Origin of the sequence: Paucilactobacillus suebicus DSM 5007 = KCTC 3549 (assembly GCF_001434475.1) — a bacterium.
Taxonomy (GTDB): domain Bacteria; phylum Bacillota; class Bacilli; order Lactobacillales; family Lactobacillaceae; genus Paucilactobacillus; species Paucilactobacillus suebicus.
The window spans coordinates 69,833-89,141 of record NZ_AZGF01000001.1 but is presented as its reverse complement, the minus strand read 5'-3'; the positions used below and the strand labels follow the sequence as shown (position 1 = coordinate 89,141).

Sequence of the window (19,309 nt, the reverse complement as noted above, 5' to 3'; positions counted from 1 at the left end):
AGGATTTTATAATGGGAGCAATTGCTGCAGGAATCGCCGCTGCTGGTGCCGCTATTGGTGCTGGTATTGGTAACGGTGTTGTTATTGGAAGTACAATTGAAGGAACGGCTCGCCAGCCTGAATTAGGTGGTTCACTTCGTGGGACCATGTTCTTAGGTGTCGGACTTGTTGAAGCTATGCCTATTATTTCAATTGTTATTGCTTTCCTTGTAATGAACAAGTAATCAAGGTTATTAATAAATTCATTTATAGGGAGGTGCCGATAGATGTTTGCACAAAGTGTTCTAGCTGAATCAAACAGCTTGTACGTAGGTGATATGATCTTCTACATAATTTCATTTGTTATCTTGATGTTATTAGTGAAGAAATTTGCCTGGAAGCCAGTTGTCAAGATGATGCATGATCGTGCAGAAAAAATTGCTAATGATATTGATAGTGCTGAGCAATCACGCAACGAAGCAAGTGATTTAGCAACTAAGCGTCAGTCTGAATTACAGAACTCACGTCAAGAAGCTGCAACGATCATTGGAAATGCTAAGCAAAGCGGTGAGAAACAACGTTCACAAATTGTTGCATCGGCGCAAAATGATGCGCAAGCACTTAAAGAAAATGCTGAACAAGACGCCAAACAAGCGCGTCAAGATGCTTTGAAGAGTGCGCAAAACGATGTTGCAAACTTGTCTATTGAGATTGCTTCCAAGATCATTCACAAAGAGTTAAATGCTGATGATCAAAAAGCATTAATTGATTCTTACATTGAAGGGTTGGGTAAAGATGAGTCTTGATAAAATGACAATTGCAAACCGTTATGCTAAGGCATTGTTTGAATTAGTCGTTGAACAAGATCAACTTGACCCTACATTTGAAGAACTAAAGCAATTACGCGATGTTTTTCAAACAAATGATAATTTAGCATACTACTTAACTAGCGTTGAATTATCAGTTCAAGAGAAGCAATCAATTCTCAAAGTGTTGACGGAGGGTGCAAGCCCAGTTGTCAGCAACTTGATTAAGATGGTTTTTGATTACGGCCGAATGGATGATATGGTCGCAATTATTGATGAGTTTGAACGACGGTATGATTCAAAGAACAAGCGAGTTCATGCCGATGTTATTACAGCGGTTAAGCTTAGTGCGACACAAAAAGATCAACTATCTGAGACTTTAGCAAAGAAAATCGATGCTAATGAGATTACTCTCACTGAGAAAGTTGATCCCTCGATTTTAGGCGGGGTAGTCATTCGCGCGAACAATGAGTCGTGGGATGGTAGTCTCAGCTCAAAGATTGAACAGATACGTCGTTTACTTGTTAAATAATGAATATCTTTTAAAGAGGTGAGACATTTATGAGCATTAAGGCTGAGGAAATCAGTTCACTCATCAAGCAGCAATTAGCAAACTACGAAGATCAGCTATCAGTTGAAGAAACTGGTACTGTTACTTACGTTGGTGATGGTGTCGCTCGTGCGCACGGTCTAGATAATGCTATGGCTGGTGAGTTGCTCGAATTTAATAATGGCGTCTACGGAATGGTCCAAAACCTCGAAAGTAACGATGTTGGTATCGTTATTTTAGGTGATTTTACTGGAATTCGTGAAGGCGATAACGTTAAGCGTACCGGTAGAATCATGGAAGTTCCCGTAGGCGATGCAATGTTAGGACGTGTTGTTGACCCACTTGGTCGTCCAGTGGATGGCTTAGGCGAGATCAACGCAGAAAAAACTCGTCCTATCGAAAGAAAGGCACCCGGCGTTATGGAACGTAAGAGTGTCTTTGAACCACTTCAAACCGGTATTAAGGCCATTGATGCCTTGGTACCAATTGGTCGTGGACAACGTGAATTGATCATTGGTGATCGTAAGACTGGTAAGACTTCAATTGCTATGGATACGATCATCAACCAAAAAGATCAAAACATGATTTGTATTTATGTTGCGATTGGACAAAAGGAATCAACTGTTAGAAGCCAAGTGGAAACACTTCGCCGTTACGGTGCAATGGATTATACCATTGTTATCGATGCCGGCCCTTCTGACCCAGCTCCATTGCTTTACATCGCGCCTTATGCCGGTGCCGCAATGGGTGAGGAATTCATGTTCAACGGCAAGCATGTGTTAATCGTTTATGATGATTTAACGAAGCAAGCCGATGCATATCGTGAACTTTCACTGATTCTTCGTCGTCCTCCTGGTCGTGAAGCTTATCCTGGTGATATCTTCTATACCCACTCACGTTTGTTGGAACGTGCAGCTAAGTTATCTGATGAATTGGGTGGCGGATCAATGACTGCTTTGCCAATCATCCAAACTCAAGCTGGTGACGTTTCAGCTTATATCCCAACGAATGTTATCTCCATCACTGATGGTCAAATCTTCTTAGATTCTGACTCATTCTATGCAGGTAATCGTCCAGCCATTGATGCTGGTACTTCTGTTTCCCGTGTTGGTGGGGATGCTCAAATCAAGGCCATGAAGAAAGTTTCTGGTACACTTCGTTTGGACTTAGCATCATTCCGTGAATTGGAATCATTCGCTCAATTTGGTTCTGATTTGGATGAAGCTACTCAGTCTAAGTTGAACCGTGGTAGTCGGACTGTTGAAGTTTTGAAGCAAGGACTTCACCAACCTGAATCCGCAGAACAACAAGTTACGATTTTGTATGCCTTGACCCATGGATTCCTTGATGACGTTGAAATTGATGATATCCAACGCTTTGAAAGTGAGTTGTTTGCCTTTATGGCTGCCAACCATCAAGAAGTTTGGGATGCATTGAAGGAAACAAAGAAGCTTCCTGAAGATGATAGTCTTGATTCAGCAGTGAAGGAATTTGCTGAAGGATTCCAAGGCAGTTCAGATAAGAAGGCTGTTGCTTCAAAGGATTCAAATAAATAGGATTGACCGGTAGGAAAGGACGGTGAGATTAAGTGCCAGCTTCATTATCTGCTGTTAAACATAAGATTGCGTCTACTAAGAGTACACGTCAAATTACGAGTGCGATGCAAATGGTATCAACTTCAAAGTTGAATCAGATTCAGAAACACACGAAGACGTATCAAGTATATGCTGCTAAAGTTAACGGTGTTATTTCACATTTAGCACAGGCTCACATTTTTAATCTCGTTTCTGCTGGTGGAAATTCGTCGGTTTCTCCGTTGGCTGTGCAACGGCCCGTTAAGAAAACCGGGATTTTGGTCATTACTTCAGATCGTGGACTAGTTGGTAGTTACAACAGTAATATCATCAAGTCAACGCTTGACTTCATGCGTGAACATGATTTGAACAAGGACAATACCGTGTTCCTAACAGTTGGTAACACAGGAACTGAATTTTTCACAAAGCGTGGGATGAACATTGCTTACCAATATTCTGGTGTCAATGATGTTCCAAAATTTGTGGATGTCCGGGAAATCGTTAAAACAGTAACTGAAATGTATGGTAACGAAGTGTTTGATGAATTATATTTGTCGTATAGTCACTTTGTTAACCGGATTTCGTCCCGGGTTCAAACATACAAGATGTTGCCGATTTCTGAAGAATCACTTGAATCAACTGTTGATGATACTGAATCTGATTCAGAAGAACATCAAGTGGGTCCAGAATATGAATTTGAACCTTCAGAAACAGATATTTTATCTGCAGTACTTCCTCAATATGCTGAAAGCCTTGTATATGGTGCAATTTTGGATGCTAAAACTTCTGAACATGCATCAAGCTCAAACGCTATGAGATCTGCTTCAGATAATGCGGACGATTTGATTGCTAGTCTTGAATTGCAATATAACCGTGCGCGGCAAGCTGCGATCACCACTGAAATTACTGAAATTACTGGTGGTCAAGCTGCACTTGAATAAAAATCTTTGAGAAGAGGAGGATACAACTAAATGAGTTCTGGTAAAGTTGTACAAGTTATCGGACCAGTTGTCGATATTGAGTTCCCCTTAGACAATGCATTACCTGATATCAATACTGCTTTGAAGATTCAGCTTGCTGATGGTAAAACTCTGACAGTCGAAGTTGCTCTTGAAATGGGCGACGGCGTTGTTCGGACAATTGCCATGGATGGTACTGATGGTCTTCAACGTGGTATGGATGTTGAAAACACTGAGTCATCAATTACAGTACCTGTTGGTGATGATACATTAGGTCGTGTGTTCAATGTCTTGGGTGACCCAATTGATGGCGGCGCTGAATTTGGTCCGGATGCAGAACGTAATCCAATTCACCGTGATGCACCTGCCTATGATGAACTTAACAACAGTACGGAAATCTTGGAAACAGGGATCAAAGTTATTGATCTACTAGCTCCATATGTTCGTGGTGGTAAAGTTGGTTTATTTGGTGGTGCCGGTGTTGGTAAGACTGTTCTTATCCAAGAACTGATTCACAACATTGCACAGGGACACAATGGTATCTCTGTCTTTACGGGTGTCGGCGAACGTACTCGTGAAGGAAATGATATGTATTATGAAATGAAGGCATCGGGGGTTCTCGAGAAAACGGCCATGGTCTATGGTCAAATGAACGAGCCGCCTGGTGCTCGTATGCGGGTGGCTCTGACAGGTTTGACCATCGCTGAATACTTCCGTGACGTTAAGGGTCAAGATGTGTTGTTATTTATTGACAACATCTTCCGTTTCACCCAAGCCGGTTCAGAAGTTTCTGCCTTACTTGGTCGAATTCCATCCGCCGTTGGTTACCAGCCAACGTTGGCTACAGAAATGGGTCAATTGCAAGAACGTATCACCTCTACTAAGAAGGGTTCAATCACTTCTATTCAGGCCGTATATGTTCCTGCCGATGATTATACCGATCCTGCTCCTGCCACAACTTTCGCTCACTTGGATGCCACTACTAACTTGGAACGTGCCTTGACTCAACAAGGTATCTATCCAGCCGTGGATCCACTTGCCTCAACATCTACTGCTTTAACACCAGAAATTGTTGGACAAGAACACTACGATGTTGCTACAGGTGTCCAACATGTTTTGCAACGGTATCATGAACTTCAAGATATCATTTCAATTCTTGGTATGGATGAATTATCTGACGAAGAGCAAACGATCGTTGGTCGTGCTCGTCGTATTCAATTCTTCTTATCACAAAGTTTCAGTGTTGCTGAACAATTCACTGGATTACCAGGTGCTTACGTTCCTTTGAAAGATACGATTGAAGGCTTCAAGGAAATCCTTGAAGGTGACTTTGATGATCTTCCTGAAGAAGCATTCCGTCTTGTTGGTCCCATTGAAGATGTGAAGGAAAAAGCTAAGAAATTACAACAGACTAACTAGGGGGCATAGACATGGCTGATCATAAATTAGACGTCACCATTGTTACTCCTGATGGAAGTGTGTATGACAAAAAAGACGCGACGATGATTGTCCTTAAGACTACCGGTGGTGACATTGGTGTCATGGCTAACCACGTTCCCGTGGTTGCCGGTCTTAAAATCGATGCTGTCAAAGTTAAATTTGACGACAGCGAGGATGAAATCGCTGTGAACGGCGGATTTGTTGAGTTCTCAAACAACGTGGCAACAATTGTTGCTGACAGTGCCGAAACACCTGACGATATTGATATCGAACGTGCGCAAGACGCTAAAGATCGTGCAGAACAACACATTGCGCATGCTAAGGAAGTTTCTGATAAAGACGAATTAGCACGTGCTGAAGTGGCTTTGAAGCGGGCAATTAACCGTTTGAAGCTATCTGAAAATTAGTCGTTTAACTTACAAAGAGACTGAGTTATTAGGTGATAATAACTTGGCCTCTTTTTTGTGTGCTTTTACTATTAAAGTTTGGTAAAGGCAAGAGACAGATATAAACCGATTATGTTATCATGAATGATGACTGCAAAGGAGCTTTTAACATGAAAACGATTGGAATCGATGCAATTATTACGATTGTTGTCCAGTTAGGATTTATCTGGATTACTTTTAGGTGTCTTCAAGAATTACATATTGAACGTTTATTTAGACAGGCGCCTAAAACCATGCCATTATTAAAAGTGTTATTGTCGATTGCGATTGGGTACGGCTGTGCAAGCTTTTTTATGAGCTTTTTTGGATCATTACAAAATCTTGGTTACTTGTTAAAATAAACTTTCGGACTGTCGGGGGAATTCTTCATGGATAAAATTATTGTTAAGGGTGGTAATCGGCTTTCAGGTCGTATTCAAATCGAAGGTGCCAAAAATGCTGTATTGCCTATTCAGGCTGCAAGTATCTTAGCTTCTTCTGGTGTTGTAAAGTTAACTAATGTCCCAATTCTTTCTGATGTATTCACAATGAATAATGTGTTGAAGTTCTTGAACATTAGTGTCAATTTTGATGAATCAAACAATCAATTGATTTTAGATGCGTCAAAGAAAATTTCTTCGGAGGCACCGTTTGAGTATGTTTCAAAAATGCGGGCATCGATGGTCGTCATGGGACCGCTGCTTGCTCGTTGTGGTCATGCTAAAGTGGCGATGCCAGGTGGATGTGCCATTGGATCTCGACCAATTGACCTGCACTTAAAGGGGTTTGAAGCTCTTGGTGCAACGATTGAACAGCATGATGGCTACGTTGAAGCATTTGCGGACCACTTAACCGGTGGTAACATCTATCTTGATTTTCCAAGCGTTGGGGCTACTCAGAACATTATGATGGCAGCCACGCTTGCGGACGGTATCACAACGATTGAAAACGCTGCTAGAGAACCTGAGATTGTTGACTTGGCCAATGTTTTGAACAAAATGGGTGCTAGCGTGCACGGTGCTGGTACTGAAACGATCAGAATTCAAGGTGTCACTTTCTTACATGGTTGCGAACATTCTGTTGTACAAGACAGGATTGAAGCAGGCACTTTTATGGTTGCCGCGGCTGTCACTAATGGTGATGTAATTATTGAAGATGCAATTCCAGAGCACAATAAACCATTGATCTCAAAACTTAGAGAGATGGGCGTGACTGTGGTTGAACAAGATGATGGTGTAAGAGTGATTGGAACATCAGTTATCTTACCGGCTAACGTTAAAACAATGCCACATCCAGGATTTCCAACTGATATGCAACCACAAATTTCAGTTCTGCAGTTATGTGCACATGGTACTTCTATTCTTGAAGAAACTGTTTTTGAAAATCGATTCATGCATCTCAACGAATTACGTCGAATGAATGCTAAGTTTGCAATTGAAGGCTCAAGTGCGGTCCTTGAAGGCCCAACGGAATTCAATGGTGCAGAGGTTGCCGCTACGGATTTAAGAGCCGCTGCCGCATTGGTATTAGCTGGCCTGGTTGCAAAGGGATATACGCAAGTCACCAACTTGAAGTATCTTGATCGTGGTTATTACAACTTTACTGGTAAGTTGAAAAAACTAGGCGCTGAAATTGCACGTGTTGATGTTGATGATTCAACGACAATATCATTAGGCGACATGTCGACTAATGTTGAGCAATAAAATAAATATGTTATAATACGAACGAAAAATTTGAAGGGAGAAACATAATGGCTAGGGATATCGGAATTGATCTTGGAACGGCGAATGTTCTAATTTATGTTCAAGGAAAGGGGGTTGTGCTAAACGAACCATCCGTTGTCGCTGTTGATACAAAAACCGACAAAGTTCTGGCAGTCGGATCAGAGGCATATCGTATGGTTGGTCGCACACCCAGTAACATCAGGGCCATTCGTCCTTTAAAAGATGGTGTTATTTCTGACTTTGATGTAACACAGGAAATGTTGACGTATTTTATCAACAAATTGAATGTTAAAGGATTCATGTCGAAACCTAGCATTATGATTTGTGCTCCCACAAATATTACTGAGATTGAAAGAAAAGCAATTATGCAAGCCGCAGAACAATCTGGTGGTGGCAAAGTTTATCTTGAATATGAGCCTAAGGTTGCCGCTATTGGCGCGGGGTTAGATATTTTTAAACCAAGTGGTAACATGGTTATTGATATGGGTGGCGGTACGAGTGACATTGCCATTCTGTCACTGGGTGACATTGTCTCAAGTCAATCACTACGTGTGGCTGGAGATCGTATGAACACGGACATCGTTAATTATATTAAGGGTAAGCATAACTTAGTAATCGGTGAACACTCTGCTGAAAACATTAAGATGGAAGTTGGAACTGCTTTAAAAGTTGACGATCCAAAGAAGATGGAAGTCCGCGGACGTGATGCAGTTAGTGGAATGCCAAGAGCAATTGAAATTGATGAAAATGAAATTGAAAAAGCACTTCATGATACGTTGCAACAGATCATCACTGCAACTATGAATGTATTGGAGACCGTTCCTCCTGAACTTGCTTCTGACATTATTGATCGTGGCGTGATGTTAACTGGTGGTACGTCGTTATTAAACGGCATCGACCAATTGTTCAGTGAGCAACTTAAAGTGCCAGTGGTGGTCTCTGAGGATCCATTAGATAATGTTGCAAAGGGTGCTGGTGAGTTACTTGAACGCATGCAAACTAGTGGCAAAGGGAAGAAACGTAAATAATCGTGCTTAATATTCTCAAAAAAATGATTGTTTTATATCAACGGGGAGTGTCTGCTAAAAGGCCGCCCGTTTGTCGTTATCAACCAAGTTGTTCTAATTACATGATTCAAGCAATTGATCGATTCGGTTATCGAGGCATTTTAATGGGAATTGCACGTGTTTTGCGTTGCCATCCGTTTGTTAAGGGTGGGTTCGATCCTGTTCCTGACCATTTTACATTGTTACGTAATCAAAAAACTAAATATTAAGGTGAAAACGTGTCAAAAAAGATAAAACAATCGAAGTAACGATTGAAACAAGAAAATCCAATTCTGACGAAATATCAGTCGTGATGATTGGTGATAGAGAAATTGGTGAAGTGCGTCCCGATGGCGAACGATTTTTAGCAGTTGTCGAACATGAACAGTTTAGAGCTAAGTCGGTTGATGAGGGAATAGAAATGGTATTGCGAGAATACCATCTTCATAATTAATCATTTATAATGATTACTGTATGTGATCTGTTCAATTTTTATTTAGCAAAAGGAGTTAGTAATGCAACGAAGTGCGCGCGAAAGTGAAGAAAACTCACGAATTGATTATGGCATTATTTTTTGCGTGTTATTGTTGGCCTTGATTGGATTAGCCTCCATCTATGTTGCTGCAACACACGATACATCAGGAACTAGCGTTGTAAAATCAGTTTTAATGCAATTGGCATGGTATGTAATTGGGACCCTTGCTATTATTGCAATTATGCAATTTGATTCAGAACAATTATGGAAGGTTGCTCCGATAGCATATTGGCTTGGGGTCTTTCTAATGTTTGCGGTGCTGGTTTTGTATAGTCGATCGTATTATGTTAGTACTGGCGCCAAAAGTTGGTTTGCGATTGGGTCTGTCACTTTTCAGCCAGCTGAGGTTATGAAGCCCGCATATATTTTGATGATGGGCCGAGTAATCACTAATCACAATAGTGACTATCCAATACATTCGATTAATTCGGACTTGAGATTGATCGGTAAAATGGTTGCTTGGCTTTTACCAATTATTATTTCACTTCATTTTCAAAATGATTTTGGGACCACATTGGTGTTTTTAGCAATCTTTTCTGGTATGTTGCTGGTTTCTGGTATTAGTTGGAGAATTATCGTTCCCGTCGCAGCTGGAGCTGCAGTAATTGGTGGGACGGCCTTGGCGTTCGTTACCACTAATTTTGGTCGTTCGATTCTTGAAAAAGTTGGGTTCCAATCCTACCAATTTGCTCGTGTCGATACCTGGTTGCATCCATCACAGGATACTTCGAACAATGGGTATCAGTTGTGGCAAAGTATCAAGGCCGTTGGCTCAGGCGGTATTTCTGGGACAGGATTCAATAAGTCAAATGTTTATGTGCCTGTTCGTGAATCAGATATGATTTTCTCTGTTATTGGTGAGAATTTTGGCTTTATCGGCGGTGTTCTGCTGATTCTGTTGTATTTCTTCTTGATATATCAGATGATTCGAGTAACCTTTGATACGAAAAACGAATTCTATGCATATATATCGACAGGTGTCATTATGATGATTCTTTTCCACGTATTTGAAAATATTGGGATGAGTATCGGACTATTACCATTGACTGGTATTCCATTACCGTTTATCAGTTCAGGTGGATCATCACTGATTGCCAACATGATTGGTGTTGGCCTAATAATGTCAATGAGATTCCATCAGCGTTCCTACATGTTTAGCAACAAGGAACAGTTTAGGTAATATTTAGGAGATGGGCTAATTGGCAAAAACAGATAAATATTTTTGGGTCAAAAAACAGGATGATGGCACTACCAAGATTGGAATTAGTGCGACGGGTGTCGATGAACTAGGACAGATTAATTTCATTGACTTACCAGATTCAGGGACTACTTTGACTGTTGATGGAGAATTTATTTCGGTGGAAGCAGAAAAAGCGGTTACTGACATTCCTAGTCCTGTTGCTGGTAAGGTTGTGACGGTTAATCCTGATTTATCTTCATCTACGGATACCCTAAATTCTGGAAATGAAGAAGATCGTTGGATTATGATTGTTAAGTAGTATTGGAACGTGGTGCTTGACATCTTTTTTACGAATCAGTATAATTTTGGTCAGCGTCATTAATTAAATGTTAATTTGCAGAGATGAGTAAATCGGTAGTGATCCGAAAAGAGAGCTCACGTATGGTGAAAGTGGGCGGATGGCATCGGTTGAATATGGTCTCGAAACTATTAATTTGTAAATAAGTAATTGACAGTCAATTATGAATTTGCGATGGTTGCACTCATTATCGTGCGAGAGTTTTTATTAACTCGTTAAGGCAGTAGTTGTGAAACTATTGCAAACTTGGGTGGTACCACGCAAAGCAAAGCTTTTCGTCCTGATGAAAGATCTAATGATTTTTTATGGATGAAAGGCTTTTTTGTATGTAAAGGAGGAATGCAGTTGTGATTGAATTTAAGAATGTTTCGAAAACATTCAACGCAAAGGAAGGCGACGTTCATGCTGTTAAGGATGTCAATTTATCAATTCCTGATGGAAAAATATACGGAATTGTGGGATATTCAGGTGCTGGTAAAAGTACGATTATCCGAATGCTTAACGGTTTGGAATTTCCAACAACCGGTTCCGTGACGATTAACGGCAGTGAAATTAGCAGCTTGAAAGGTAAAGACCTACGAAATCAACGTTTAAAAATTGGTATGGTTTTTCAACATTTTAACTTGTTGTGGTCACGGACTGTACTTGAGAATATTGAATTTCCGCTCGAAATTGCTAAAGTTTCCAAGAATGAGAGAAAAGAAAAAGCACAAAAATTAATTGAACTAGTCGGACTAGAGGGTCGTGAAAATGCCTATCCGTCTGAATTATCAGGCGGGCAAAAGCAACGTGTTGGTATCGCACGTGCCCTTGCCAACGATCCCGAAATTTTACTATCTGACGAGGCCACAAGTGCTCTTGATCCGCAGACAACCGATGAAGTGTTGGATCTGATGGTGGACATTAACAAGAAACTAAATTTAACAGTTGTTGTAATCACACATGAAATGCACGTTATCCGTAAAATTTGTGACCATGTTGCTGTTCTTGATGCAGGTAAGATTGTTGAAGAAGGACCGGTTCTAGATGTCTTCAAGAATCCACAACAGGCAATTACGAAGAGATTTGTTAATCAAGAAACATCAAGTGCAAGTTTAGATGATACAACGGTAGTGGTTAGTGAGCTGCTAGATAAGTATCCAAACGGCCTGATAATTCGGTTAACATTCCATGGAGATCAAGCAAAGTTGCCGATTGTGTCAGAAATGCTTCGTCAATTTCCTGATGTTGATCTAAGCATTATTGAAGGTAATATTCATCAGACACAAGAGGGTGCCCTAGGTTCTCTTTACATTCAACTATTAAGTGATCATCATGACAGTTTGGATGGAGCAATTGAATACTTTAACACGATGCGTGTTGAGACGGAGGTGATCAAGCGTGGGTAATACAACTGGATTTGCCTCATATTTTAAACTAAGTAACGTTAATTGGCCTGATATGGGTTCTGCCACTTGGGAAACAATTTGGATGACTGTTGTTTCGATCATCGTTGTTGCAATTTTAGGTGCGTTGCTAGGATTATTGTTATTTGAAACAAGCTCAAGTAATTCAATTTTGGTTAAAATTTTGAACTGGGTGGTTGCAGCATTTGTTAACGTCTTTCGTTCGATACCGTTCATTATTTTGATTGTTCTGTTATTGCCAGCTACGCAAGTAATCATGGGAACGATTATTGGCCCATCTGCAGCATTACCATCATTGATTATCTCCGCTGCGCCGTTTTATGCCAGGTTGGTTGAGTTAGCTTTTCATGAAATTGATCACGGAGTCATTGAAGCCGCTGAAGCAATGGGAGCGACGAGGTGGCAAATTATTTTCAAAGTATTATTGCCTGAAAGCATGCCAGCCCTAGTATCCGGTATCACAGTTACATCGATTTCACTGATTGGTTATACGGCAATGGCCGGTGCTATTGGAGCCGGTGGACTTGGAAATCTAGCGTACCTTGATGGATTTCAAGCTTCAAATAATGCGGTTACGTTAGTGGCAACTGTCATTATTGTGTTGATTGTGTTTGTATTTCAGTACTTGGGAGACTTTGCTGTTAAGCACATTGATAAACGATAAAATTCTTGTAGGAGGGAATTATTATGAAGAAAAAATGGATTGCAGGTTTAGCAAGCGTTGCTGCGGTTGCTTTGCTATTAGTAGGATGTGGGAAGTCGTCGTCATCAAAAGAAACGACATTGACAGTGGGAGCTTCAAACATTCCACATGCTCAAATTTTAAAGCATGTTCAACCACAACTTAAAAAAGAAGGAATTAACCTTAAAATCAAGGTGTTCCAAGATTATGTATTACCAAACAAGGATTTAGCTAATGGCGATCTTGATGCTAACTACTTCCAGCATATTCCATTTTTGGAGAACTGGAATAAGGAAAACAACGGTACTTTAGTTAGTGCTGGTAAAGTTCACTTGGAACCAATTGGTGTTTATTCAAAGAAGTACAAGAGTCTTAAGGACTTGCCACAAAATGCCACTGTTTTGGTAAGTAACAACGTTGCTGATTACGGTCGTGTCTTAACTCTGTTTAAAGATGCCGGTTTGATTACTTTGAAACCAGGTACGAAGATTACAACTGCAACGTTTAAGGATATTGCAACAAATAAGAAGAATATTACGTTCAAGACAGATTTGGAACCTAAATTAATGCCTGAGTTCTACGAAAAGGGTGAAGGCGATGCTGTTGTAATTAACGCTAATTATGCAGAACAAGCCAAAATTAACCCAACTAAGGATGCTATTGCGCTTGAAAAGAACTCATCGCCATATGCTAACATTGTCGCTGTTCGTAAGGGAGATAAGAACAAGCCAGCAATTAAGAAATTGATGAAGGCTTTGCAATCTAAGAGTACTCAACAATGGATTCTTAAACACTACAAGGGTGCTGTGATCCCAGTTTATCCTAACGGTAAAAAGTAGAATATCAGAATTGATGATATGATTTTCAAAGGTTATGATCCATAATAGTAATACAACTATTATGGATCATAACCTTTTTTTGTAAGAAAATTATTACTAAATGAAGTTGGGAGTAGCAATAAAAAAATGAGAAAAGTCGGTATTATTGGATTAGGGCACGTTGGCGAAACAATAGCATATACGCTCGTTTCTAAAGGAACTGTGGATCAGTTGGTATTGATTGATGTTGACGATAAACGAGCTTTAGCACAACAATATGATTTAGTTAATACGATCACCAGCTTAAATACATCAACTAAAATAATAATTCAAGATTACGCTGCATTGAAAAATGCGGATGTCATTATTACATCTTTTAGAAGTACTGAGAGTAAACAGAATGGTAATCTAACAGATGATTTTGCATCTAGTGTTACCATCGCTCAACAGGTGGGTGAAAAGATAAAAAGCTCGGAATTCAATGGGGTGATTATTAATGTGAATGACCCTAATGAGGCCAGCACTGCGATTTTACAAAAAACCGTTAGCATTCCTCAAAATCAAGTATTTGGAATTGGGACTTGTGTTGAAACCCAGCAAATCAAGTCAGTGATTGCCGAACAACTACAGGTATCACCTCATAATGTTAGTGGCTTTGTTTATGGTGAGCGGGGAGAATCCAATTTTATTGCTTGGTCAACTTTTAGTGTTAGTGGTCGATCGATGAATGACATTCATGATGATTATCAGCTAAATTTCGAAAAATTAGAAATGACAGCTAAGCAGCAGGCATGGTCTAGTTTTTCCGGTAGAGGGTATTCTAATTTTTCTGTTGCTACGTGTACGGTAAAACTAATTCAAGCTGTTCTATCTGATGAGCGATTAGTTATGCCAGTTGCTGTCTACCATCCTGGAATTGAAACGTATATTAGTTATCCTGCAATTATTGGATTATCTGGTATCAGGTCATTGATGGTTGCTAAACTAACTGATTTAGAGCAAGGACAGTTAATTACTGCTTCGAACTTTATTAAACAAAAGATTGAAAGTCTATCAAATTAAAACGAATTTTAGTGTGAAATTGCCGCAATAAGGTAGTTTCACTTTTTTTATATTCATGTTGTATTTGACAATTAAGTCGTTTACATATATAGTTAGTTACATAAGTAATTAACCGATTGACGTGGAGGAATAAAAAATGAATGATCACACAATTGTTGAAGTATCTGGAGTTCATAAAGTGTATGGTGGCAAGAAAACTGCCGCCTACGAAGCACTGAAAGGTGTTGATTTTAAAGTTAATACAGGTGAGTTTGTTGGTATTATGGGCGCATCTGGTTCTGGAAAAACAACTATGCTAAATTTATTGGCAACTTTGGACAAGCCAACTAGTGGTAAAGTCGTTATCAATGGCCAGGACTTAAGCCAATTATCTGAGAATGAACTAAGTGAATTTCGTGGGCAAAAGCTGGGATTTATTTTCCAAGATTTTAGTTTGCTTGAAACGCTAACGACTCGCGAGAATATTGAGATGCCACTTGATTTGCAAGGTGTTAAAAAAGCACAAGCTAACGAAATGATTAAAAAAATTAGTCAGCAACTATCAATTGAAACACTATTAAATCAATATCCATCACAGTTATCAGGCGGTCAAAAGCAGCGAGTCGCTGCTGCCAGAGCTCTGGTGAATGAGCCTCAACTAATTTTAGCGGATGAACCAACTGGTGCGCTCGATTCCGACAATGCACGGTCAATGATGGATCTACTTGAAGAAATTAATCGCAAAAATCAGGTTTCAATTTTGCTTGTTACGCATGATCCATTTTCCGCTTCATATTGCCAGCGAATCATGATGATTAAAGATGGCAAAATTGGTCGAACAATCGAAAAAGATAATCAATCTAGGTCAGAATTTTATAGCATGATTCTGAATGATTTAGGGACTTACAGATAGGAGAGCATAATGTTATTTAAATTGGGATTAAATGGAATTAAGCGCCGTCTCGGCGATTATCTGATTTTATTTTCAGGATTAATTATTAGCTCAGCAATCTTTTTTTTGTTTACATCATTTGCCACGGATCAAAAGTTTCTTAAACAAAATATCAGTATGGCTAGTGTGGGGGTAGTTTTTTATTTTGGTTTAGTTCTGCTAACCCTGATCACCATTGTGTATGTCTGGTATGCTCAGAGTTTTTGGCTGGGAATGCGTACGCAGGATTACGGTATGTTAATGACGTTTGGTGCTAAGCGTGCCACGATTGATCGATTAATTCTGATTGAAACTTTGATGATTCAAATGGGGGCCAGCATTATTGGTGTTGTCATTGGCTTTTTTGTTACTAAATGGGCTAGTAATGCGCTCATGAGCCGCCTTGATGTTCACTTAAAAGGACTCAGCTTTAGTTCTCCTAAACCAGTGATTGTCACTTTAATCATCTTTTTTTGTTTAGCAATTTTTTGTTCGCTGGTCGCTATTGTTAAGTTACGCCGACTGCCTTTAAATGAAGTTATTCATGCAAACCAACAAGTTGAAAGTGGCGCCGTTAAGTCGTCGAGTCTTCTAATTGCGGCGGGTAGTGGAATTATCCTACTAATTATCGGTTTTTATTCCATGGTTAATATCAATGATATCAAAATCAAGGCGATTCCAATTGCCCTTGTTACAATTACCCTCGGTAGTTACCTAGTAATTAATTCGTTATTAACAACCGTGGTAAGTTTTATTCGTCATTCCGCATTTGCAAGACATCATTTACGCGTCTTTACTCTGGGACAGTTGGAGTTTAGAATTGGCAACTACACCAAAATGTTAACGATGGTAACGATTTTATTTTCACTCTCATTGGGTGCAATAACGGTTGGTACTGGCTATTACCGACAGATTCCGATTATGAGTTCTCGTGCTAGTGCTTACACAATGAATTTTACTAATCCAAATCGAAAAGCGGTAAAATTAATCAACCAATTAGATTTGACACGTGATGTCACCTATCATCAAATCACGCAAGGGAAATACGTCTATTACGATCAAGCTGAATTAAAAAAACAACCATTTCAAATGGTCAAAGCAATGAGTAACCAAAACAAGATTAGAACGCCTAAATATCGTAATGTTGACACCATGTCTCTGATACAAAGTGGCTCTGAGCAGATGGCGTTTAAAGACATGCAGAGTGATACGGTTCAAAACAAAGAAATCATTATTTTAACCAATCAAAAGTTTAACCAACAGGCTGGTAAGCACAGTGATCTGCGATTGATTAGGGTCAAAAGCTTTAGGCAAAGTTTGCCAATTTTGAAAAAGCTTGCTCGGTACGAATCCGTTGATCAGAGAAATGGCACGAAGACAAGCAATACTTATGACACTTATCTGGCATCTAATGCACTATTTGGTGGCCTTGAGTTCATGGGTGTCTTCTTAGGAATTGCATTTTTAACTATGTTAGCAAGTTGCTTAATGTTTAAAGTTTTGTCTGGTGCACAGGCTGATCTGCATCGCTACCAAATTCTTCATAAAATAGGTGCTAATCGTCGACAAATGAGTGTTGCTTTGCTGTCGGAAATTGGTGTGTTATTTTTAGTTCCTGCGATTTTGGGTGTTACGTACGTTTCAATTGGCTTACAAATGTTTACAGAAATAATGTTTTCGCCTTATGACGGGTTTATTCCGATAACAATTATTTTTCTTGTGTGTTATGCACTATATTACTTGATCACGATTGTTATTTATCGGCAGCTTATTTTTTCAGATCCGAAACGGGGTGATTAGGATGCACTTCAATTTTGACAGCACTGAGCCAATCTACCTACAAGTTGCCGAACAACTAGAAGAAGCAATTTTTACAGGCGGATTTGCGGAAGATGAACAGGTCCCGTCAACGACTGAAATTTCTAAACAATTTCACATTAATCCTGCAACGGTCCTCAAGGGAATGAATTTACTGGTGGCCAAGGATTTAATTGAAAAAAGGCGCGGGATTGGGATGTTTGTAAAACAAGGAGCAACTACCAGAATTATGAATCAGAGACGAGAAAGCTTTTACGCAGATTACGTGATGAATTTAGTTTCAGAAGCACAAAAATTAGGCCTGACGCAGGATAAGTTAGAGCAGTTAATCTCACGGGGGTATCAAGATGAAGACATTACACGTTAATGATGTTTCAATGCATTTTGGTAAGGAAAATGTGCTGAGCAACGTTAATATGACAATTGAGCCTGGCAAAATTTATGGATTGCTAGGGCGCAACGGTGCCGGCAAAAGTACCTTGCTGAATATTATTACTAATCGTATTTTTCCCAGCAGCGGATCAATCAAAATGGGCGACGACAGTGTCATCGAAAATGACGATGCACTTACTAAGATGTATTTAATGAGCGAAGTTAATATGTATGCTGAAAGATTGAAAGTTCAGAAGATTTTTGAACTTGCCGAAATGAGTTACGGAGATTTTGACTGGCAATTAGCACACGATTTAACAGCTAAGTTTCAGTTAAAATTGGACACAAAATTTGGCCGGCTTTCAACAGGCTATCACTCGATTGTTAAACTGATTACTGCACTTTGTGTTCCTGTAGACTACGTTTTACTAGATGAACCTGTTTTGGGCTTGGATGCTAACCATCGCGAACTTTTTTATCAAGAATTACTTGCATCATATGAAGCAAAGCCGCGAACATTTTTGATTTCAACTCATCTAATTGAAGAGGTGGCAAATATTGTTGAACATGTTTTTATTCTAGATCAGGGTAGGATTGTCCACGATGATGACGTGGAAGACTTAGTTGCCCACTCCTATTCGATTACTGGTCCACAAAAATCAGTACAGGAGTACAGCGCAGGATTAAATATCATTGGCCAACAGAAACTTGGTAATTTAATGTCGGTTTCTGTGTATGGCGATTTGGACGAGACAAGAGTAATTCCAGATTCAGTGACAATTGACCATCTTGATTTGCAACAACTATTTGTAAATCTAACCAACGGGGGGATGAATACAGATGCACAGCAAAAGTAATAAATTAGCATTTTATAATTTTAAGAGTTCGCTCATGCACTTGGGACTAACCTATGTTTGGTTTATCGGGATTGTCTATCTTTTGCCATCAATTTTCAGCTTATTGTTTAGTGGATCGCTATCATTTAACTTTTTGGGGTGGGACTGGATGTCATTTATCGGTACATGCAGTTCTGTCGGCGTATTTTATCTGATGGCAGATGGACTAATTTTTAATTACGATAATTTTAAATTAGCGATTCAAAATGGTATATCGAGGCGCACCAGCTGGATTGCTCGAATTAAGAATACAGTTATGCTTAGTCTAGTTGTTCTAGTTCTTGATCTATTGTCTGGTATTTTTGATAGCAGGGCTCATTTGATTTGCGGGACATTGTATGTGGGCCTATTCAATAGAAATAGTGGTTTGGATTACGTTGTTGCACCAGTTTTTGACTTGATAGCGTTGTTTTCTCTTGCGGTAACATTTTTAGCAATTGGAAACGGTCTGGCACTTCTCAGTAAACGTGGCAAGTTAGCGGTGGTTATTGGTGTTCCAATTGTATTTTTCTTTTTACTAGTTCAGATAGTTCGGGTAATTGTTCATTTTCAAAGTAATGTGACACCATTTATTAAATTAATGATCGGTTATTCTGATTCAATTGGTATTAATCCAGTCAATATTACAATATTTATATTGATCTGGGGTGCATTAATGACGTTATTGTCTTACGTTTTCAGCAGTAAAATGAAATTACGACGTGATTAAATTAATTATGGATAGAATCAATCCTAATTGTTGGTTCATTGTGATAATATTGACCTATAA

The 19,309-nt window shown here is 39.4% G+C and carries 22 protein-coding genes and 1 pseudogene; all 23 read left to right on the top strand.

Going from position 1 to position 19,309, the window contains the following annotated elements; genetic code table 11:
* The first annotated feature begins 11 nt into the window (after window positions 1-11).
* Window positions 12-224 carry a F0F1 ATP synthase subunit C gene (atpE, locus tag FD16_RS00440; protein WP_010622844.1) on the top strand — a complete coding sequence of 71 codons (213 nt, stop codon included), beginning with the start codon at window positions 12-14 and terminating at the stop codon, window positions 222-224.
* A gap of 42 nt (window positions 225-266) precedes the next feature.
* The gene (atpF, locus tag FD16_RS00435; protein WP_010622843.1) at window positions 267-785 is read left to right on the top strand and encodes a F0F1 ATP synthase subunit B; all 519 of its coding nucleotides are present in this window, start codon (window positions 267-269) and stop codon (window positions 783-785) included.
* Window positions 775-1,317 carry an ATP synthase F1 subunit delta gene (gene atpH, locus FD16_RS00430; RefSeq protein WP_010622842.1) on the top strand — a complete coding sequence of 181 codons (543 nt, stop codon included), beginning with the start codon at window positions 775-777 and terminating at the stop codon, window positions 1,315-1,317. Before atpF ends, atpH begins: the two co-directional genes overlap by 11 nt.
* 29 nt (window positions 1,318-1,346) lie before the next feature.
* Window positions 1,347-2,891 carry a F0F1 ATP synthase subunit alpha gene (gene atpA / locus FD16_RS00425; protein WP_010622841.1) on the top strand — a complete coding sequence of 515 codons (1,545 nt, stop codon included), beginning with the start codon at window positions 1,347-1,349 and terminating at the stop codon, window positions 2,889-2,891.
* Window positions 2,892-2,923: 32 nt separating this feature from the next.
* Complete coding sequence (locus tag FD16_RS00420) at window positions 2,924-3,850, top strand: F0F1 ATP synthase subunit gamma (RefSeq protein WP_010622840.1); 927 nt, start codon at window positions 2,924-2,926, stop codon at window positions 3,848-3,850.
* 30 nt (window positions 3,851-3,880) lie between these two features.
* A complete protein-coding gene (gene atpD / locus FD16_RS00415) occupies window positions 3,881-5,287 on the top strand; it encodes a F0F1 ATP synthase subunit beta (RefSeq protein WP_010622839.1) in 1,407 nt (468 codons plus the stop codon).
* Between the two features lie 11 nt (window positions 5,288-5,298).
* Window positions 5,299-5,715: a F0F1 ATP synthase subunit epsilon gene (locus tag FD16_RS00410; protein WP_010622838.1), complete on the top strand. Its 417-nt coding sequence runs from the start codon at window positions 5,299-5,301 to the stop codon at window positions 5,713-5,715.
* Window positions 5,716-5,864: 149 nt separating this feature from the next.
* Complete coding sequence (locus tag FD16_RS00405; protein ID WP_010622837.1) at window positions 5,865-6,095, top strand: DUF1146 family protein; 231 nt, start codon at window positions 5,865-5,867, stop codon at window positions 6,093-6,095.
* Between the two features lie 27 nt (window positions 6,096-6,122).
* Window positions 6,123-7,436 carry a UDP-N-acetylglucosamine 1-carboxyvinyltransferase gene (murA, locus tag FD16_RS00400; RefSeq protein WP_010622836.1) on the top strand — a complete coding sequence of 438 codons (1,314 nt, stop codon included), beginning with the start codon at window positions 6,123-6,125 and terminating at the stop codon, window positions 7,434-7,436.
* A gap of 47 nt (window positions 7,437-7,483) precedes the next feature.
* Window positions 7,484-8,485 (top strand): rod shape-determining protein, encoded by a 1,002-nt coding sequence (mreB, locus tag FD16_RS00395; RefSeq protein ID WP_010622835.1) that lies wholly within the window; start codon window positions 7,484-7,486, stop codon window positions 8,483-8,485.
* A gap of 23 nt (window positions 8,486-8,508) precedes the next feature.
* A complete protein-coding gene (yidD, locus tag FD16_RS00390) occupies window positions 8,509-8,733 on the top strand; it encodes a membrane protein insertion efficiency factor YidD (RefSeq protein ID WP_033386166.1) in 225 nt (74 codons plus the stop codon).
* 26 nt (window positions 8,734-8,759) lie between these two features.
* Window positions 8,760-8,957: pseudogene (locus FD16_RS12515) on the top strand (DUF2969 domain-containing protein); the annotation flags it as partial.
* A gap of 61 nt (window positions 8,958-9,018) precedes the next feature.
* Window positions 9,019-10,218, top strand: coding sequence for an FtsW/RodA/SpoVE family cell cycle protein (locus FD16_RS00385; protein WP_010622832.1), 1,200 nt, complete (start codon window positions 9,019-9,021; stop codon window positions 10,216-10,218).
* A 19-nt stretch (window positions 10,219-10,237) separates the two neighbouring features.
* On the top strand, window positions 10,238-10,537 hold the full coding sequence (locus FD16_RS00380) for a glycine cleavage system H family protein (protein WP_010622831.1): 300 nt from the start codon (window positions 10,238-10,240) through the stop codon (window positions 10,535-10,537).
* Window positions 10,538-10,923: 386 nt separating this feature from the next.
* Window positions 10,924-11,964 (top strand): methionine ABC transporter ATP-binding protein, encoded by a 1,041-nt coding sequence (locus tag FD16_RS00375; RefSeq protein WP_010622830.1) that lies wholly within the window; start codon window positions 10,924-10,926, stop codon window positions 11,962-11,964.
* Window positions 11,965-12,016: 52 nt separating this feature from the next.
* Entirely contained in the window at window positions 12,017-12,646 is a 630-nt protein-coding gene (locus FD16_RS00370) for a methionine ABC transporter permease (RefSeq protein WP_050899287.1), read from the top strand.
* Window positions 12,647-12,669: 23 nt separating this feature from the next.
* Window positions 12,670-13,503, top strand: a complete 834-nt coding sequence (locus FD16_RS00365) for a MetQ/NlpA family ABC transporter substrate-binding protein (protein ID WP_010622828.1) — start codon at window positions 12,670-12,672, stop codon at window positions 13,501-13,503.
* Window positions 13,504-13,629: 126 nt separating this feature from the next.
* Window positions 13,630-14,544: a lactate/malate family dehydrogenase gene (locus FD16_RS00360; RefSeq protein WP_010622827.1), complete on the top strand. Its 915-nt coding sequence runs from the start codon at window positions 13,630-13,632 to the stop codon at window positions 14,542-14,544.
* Between the two features lie 136 nt (window positions 14,545-14,680).
* Window positions 14,681-15,436 carry an ABC transporter ATP-binding protein gene (locus FD16_RS00355; RefSeq protein WP_010622826.1) on the top strand — a complete coding sequence of 252 codons (756 nt, stop codon included), beginning with the start codon at window positions 14,681-14,683 and terminating at the stop codon, window positions 15,434-15,436.
* Window positions 15,437-15,445: 9 nt separating this feature from the next.
* The gene (locus FD16_RS00350; RefSeq protein ID WP_010622825.1) at window positions 15,446-17,254 is read left to right on the top strand and encodes an FtsX-like permease family protein; all 1,809 of its coding nucleotides are present in this window, start codon (window positions 15,446-15,448) and stop codon (window positions 17,252-17,254) included.
* A 1-nt stretch (window position 17,255) separates the two neighbouring features.
* The gene (locus FD16_RS00345) at window positions 17,256-17,639 is read left to right on the top strand and encodes a GntR family transcriptional regulator (RefSeq protein ID WP_010622824.1); all 384 of its coding nucleotides are present in this window, start codon (window positions 17,256-17,258) and stop codon (window positions 17,637-17,639) included.
* Complete coding sequence (locus tag FD16_RS00340) at window positions 17,620-18,501, top strand: ATP-binding cassette domain-containing protein (protein WP_010622823.1); 882 nt, start codon at window positions 17,620-17,622, stop codon at window positions 18,499-18,501. Before FD16_RS00345 ends, FD16_RS00340 begins: the two co-directional genes overlap by 20 nt.
* Complete coding sequence (locus FD16_RS00335) at window positions 18,485-19,249, top strand: hypothetical protein (protein WP_010622822.1); 765 nt, start codon at window positions 18,485-18,487, stop codon at window positions 19,247-19,249. The genes FD16_RS00340 and FD16_RS00335 overlap by 17 nt, the downstream gene beginning before the upstream one ends.
* Window positions 19,250-19,309: the final 60 nt, after the last annotated feature.

What these genes read in the sequence shown, in the direction of transcription:
- FD16_RS00340 (WP_010622823.1), top strand. Translation starts at nt 17,620, where the DNA reads ATGAAGACATTACACGTTAATGATGTTTCAATGCATTTTGGTAAGGAA.
- FD16_RS00350 (WP_010622825.1), top strand. Translation starts at nt 15,446, where the DNA reads ATGTTATTTAAATTGGGATTAAATGGAATTAAGCGCCGTCTCGGCGAT.
- mreB (WP_010622835.1), top strand. Translation starts at nt 7,484, where the DNA reads ATGGCTAGGGATATCGGAATTGATCTTGGAACGGCGAATGTTCTAATT.
- FD16_RS00345 (WP_010622824.1), top strand. Translation starts at nt 17,256, where the DNA reads ATGCACTTCAATTTTGACAGCACTGAGCCAATCTACCTACAAGTTGCC.
- atpE (WP_010622844.1), top strand. Translation starts at nt 12, where the DNA reads ATGGGAGCAATTGCTGCAGGAATCGCCGCTGCTGGTGCCGCTATTGGT.
- FD16_RS00335 (WP_010622822.1), top strand. Translation starts at nt 18,485, where the DNA reads ATGCACAGCAAAAGTAATAAATTAGCATTTTATAATTTTAAGAGTTCG.
- atpD (WP_010622839.1), top strand. Translation starts at nt 3,881, where the DNA reads ATGAGTTCTGGTAAAGTTGTACAAGTTATCGGACCAGTTGTCGATATT.
- FD16_RS00410 (WP_010622838.1), top strand. Translation starts at nt 5,299, where the DNA reads ATGGCTGATCATAAATTAGACGTCACCATTGTTACTCCTGATGGAAGT.
- FD16_RS00370 (WP_050899287.1), top strand. Translation starts at nt 12,017, where the DNA reads ATGGGTTCTGCCACTTGGGAAACAATTTGGATGACTGTTGTTTCGATC.
- atpH (WP_010622842.1), top strand. Translation starts at nt 775, where the DNA reads ATGAGTCTTGATAAAATGACAATTGCAAACCGTTATGCTAAGGCATTG.
- FD16_RS00405 (WP_010622837.1), top strand. Translation starts at nt 5,865, where the DNA reads ATGAAAACGATTGGAATCGATGCAATTATTACGATTGTTGTCCAGTTA.
- FD16_RS00355 (WP_010622826.1), top strand. Translation starts at nt 14,681, where the DNA reads ATGAATGATCACACAATTGTTGAAGTATCTGGAGTTCATAAAGTGTAT.
- atpF (WP_010622843.1), top strand. Translation starts at nt 267, where the DNA reads ATGTTTGCACAAAGTGTTCTAGCTGAATCAAACAGCTTGTACGTAGGT.
- murA (WP_010622836.1), top strand. Translation starts at nt 6,123, where the DNA reads ATGGATAAAATTATTGTTAAGGGTGGTAATCGGCTTTCAGGTCGTATT.
- atpA (WP_010622841.1), top strand. Translation starts at nt 1,347, where the DNA reads ATGAGCATTAAGGCTGAGGAAATCAGTTCACTCATCAAGCAGCAATTA.
- FD16_RS00385 (WP_010622832.1), top strand. Translation starts at nt 9,019, where the DNA reads ATGCAACGAAGTGCGCGCGAAAGTGAAGAAAACTCACGAATTGATTAT.
- FD16_RS00365 (WP_010622828.1), top strand. Translation starts at nt 12,670, where the DNA reads ATGAAGAAAAAATGGATTGCAGGTTTAGCAAGCGTTGCTGCGGTTGCT.
- yidD (WP_033386166.1), top strand. Translation starts at nt 8,509, where the DNA reads ATGATTGTTTTATATCAACGGGGAGTGTCTGCTAAAAGGCCGCCCGTT.
- FD16_RS00360 (WP_010622827.1), top strand. Translation starts at nt 13,630, where the DNA reads ATGAGAAAAGTCGGTATTATTGGATTAGGGCACGTTGGCGAAACAATA.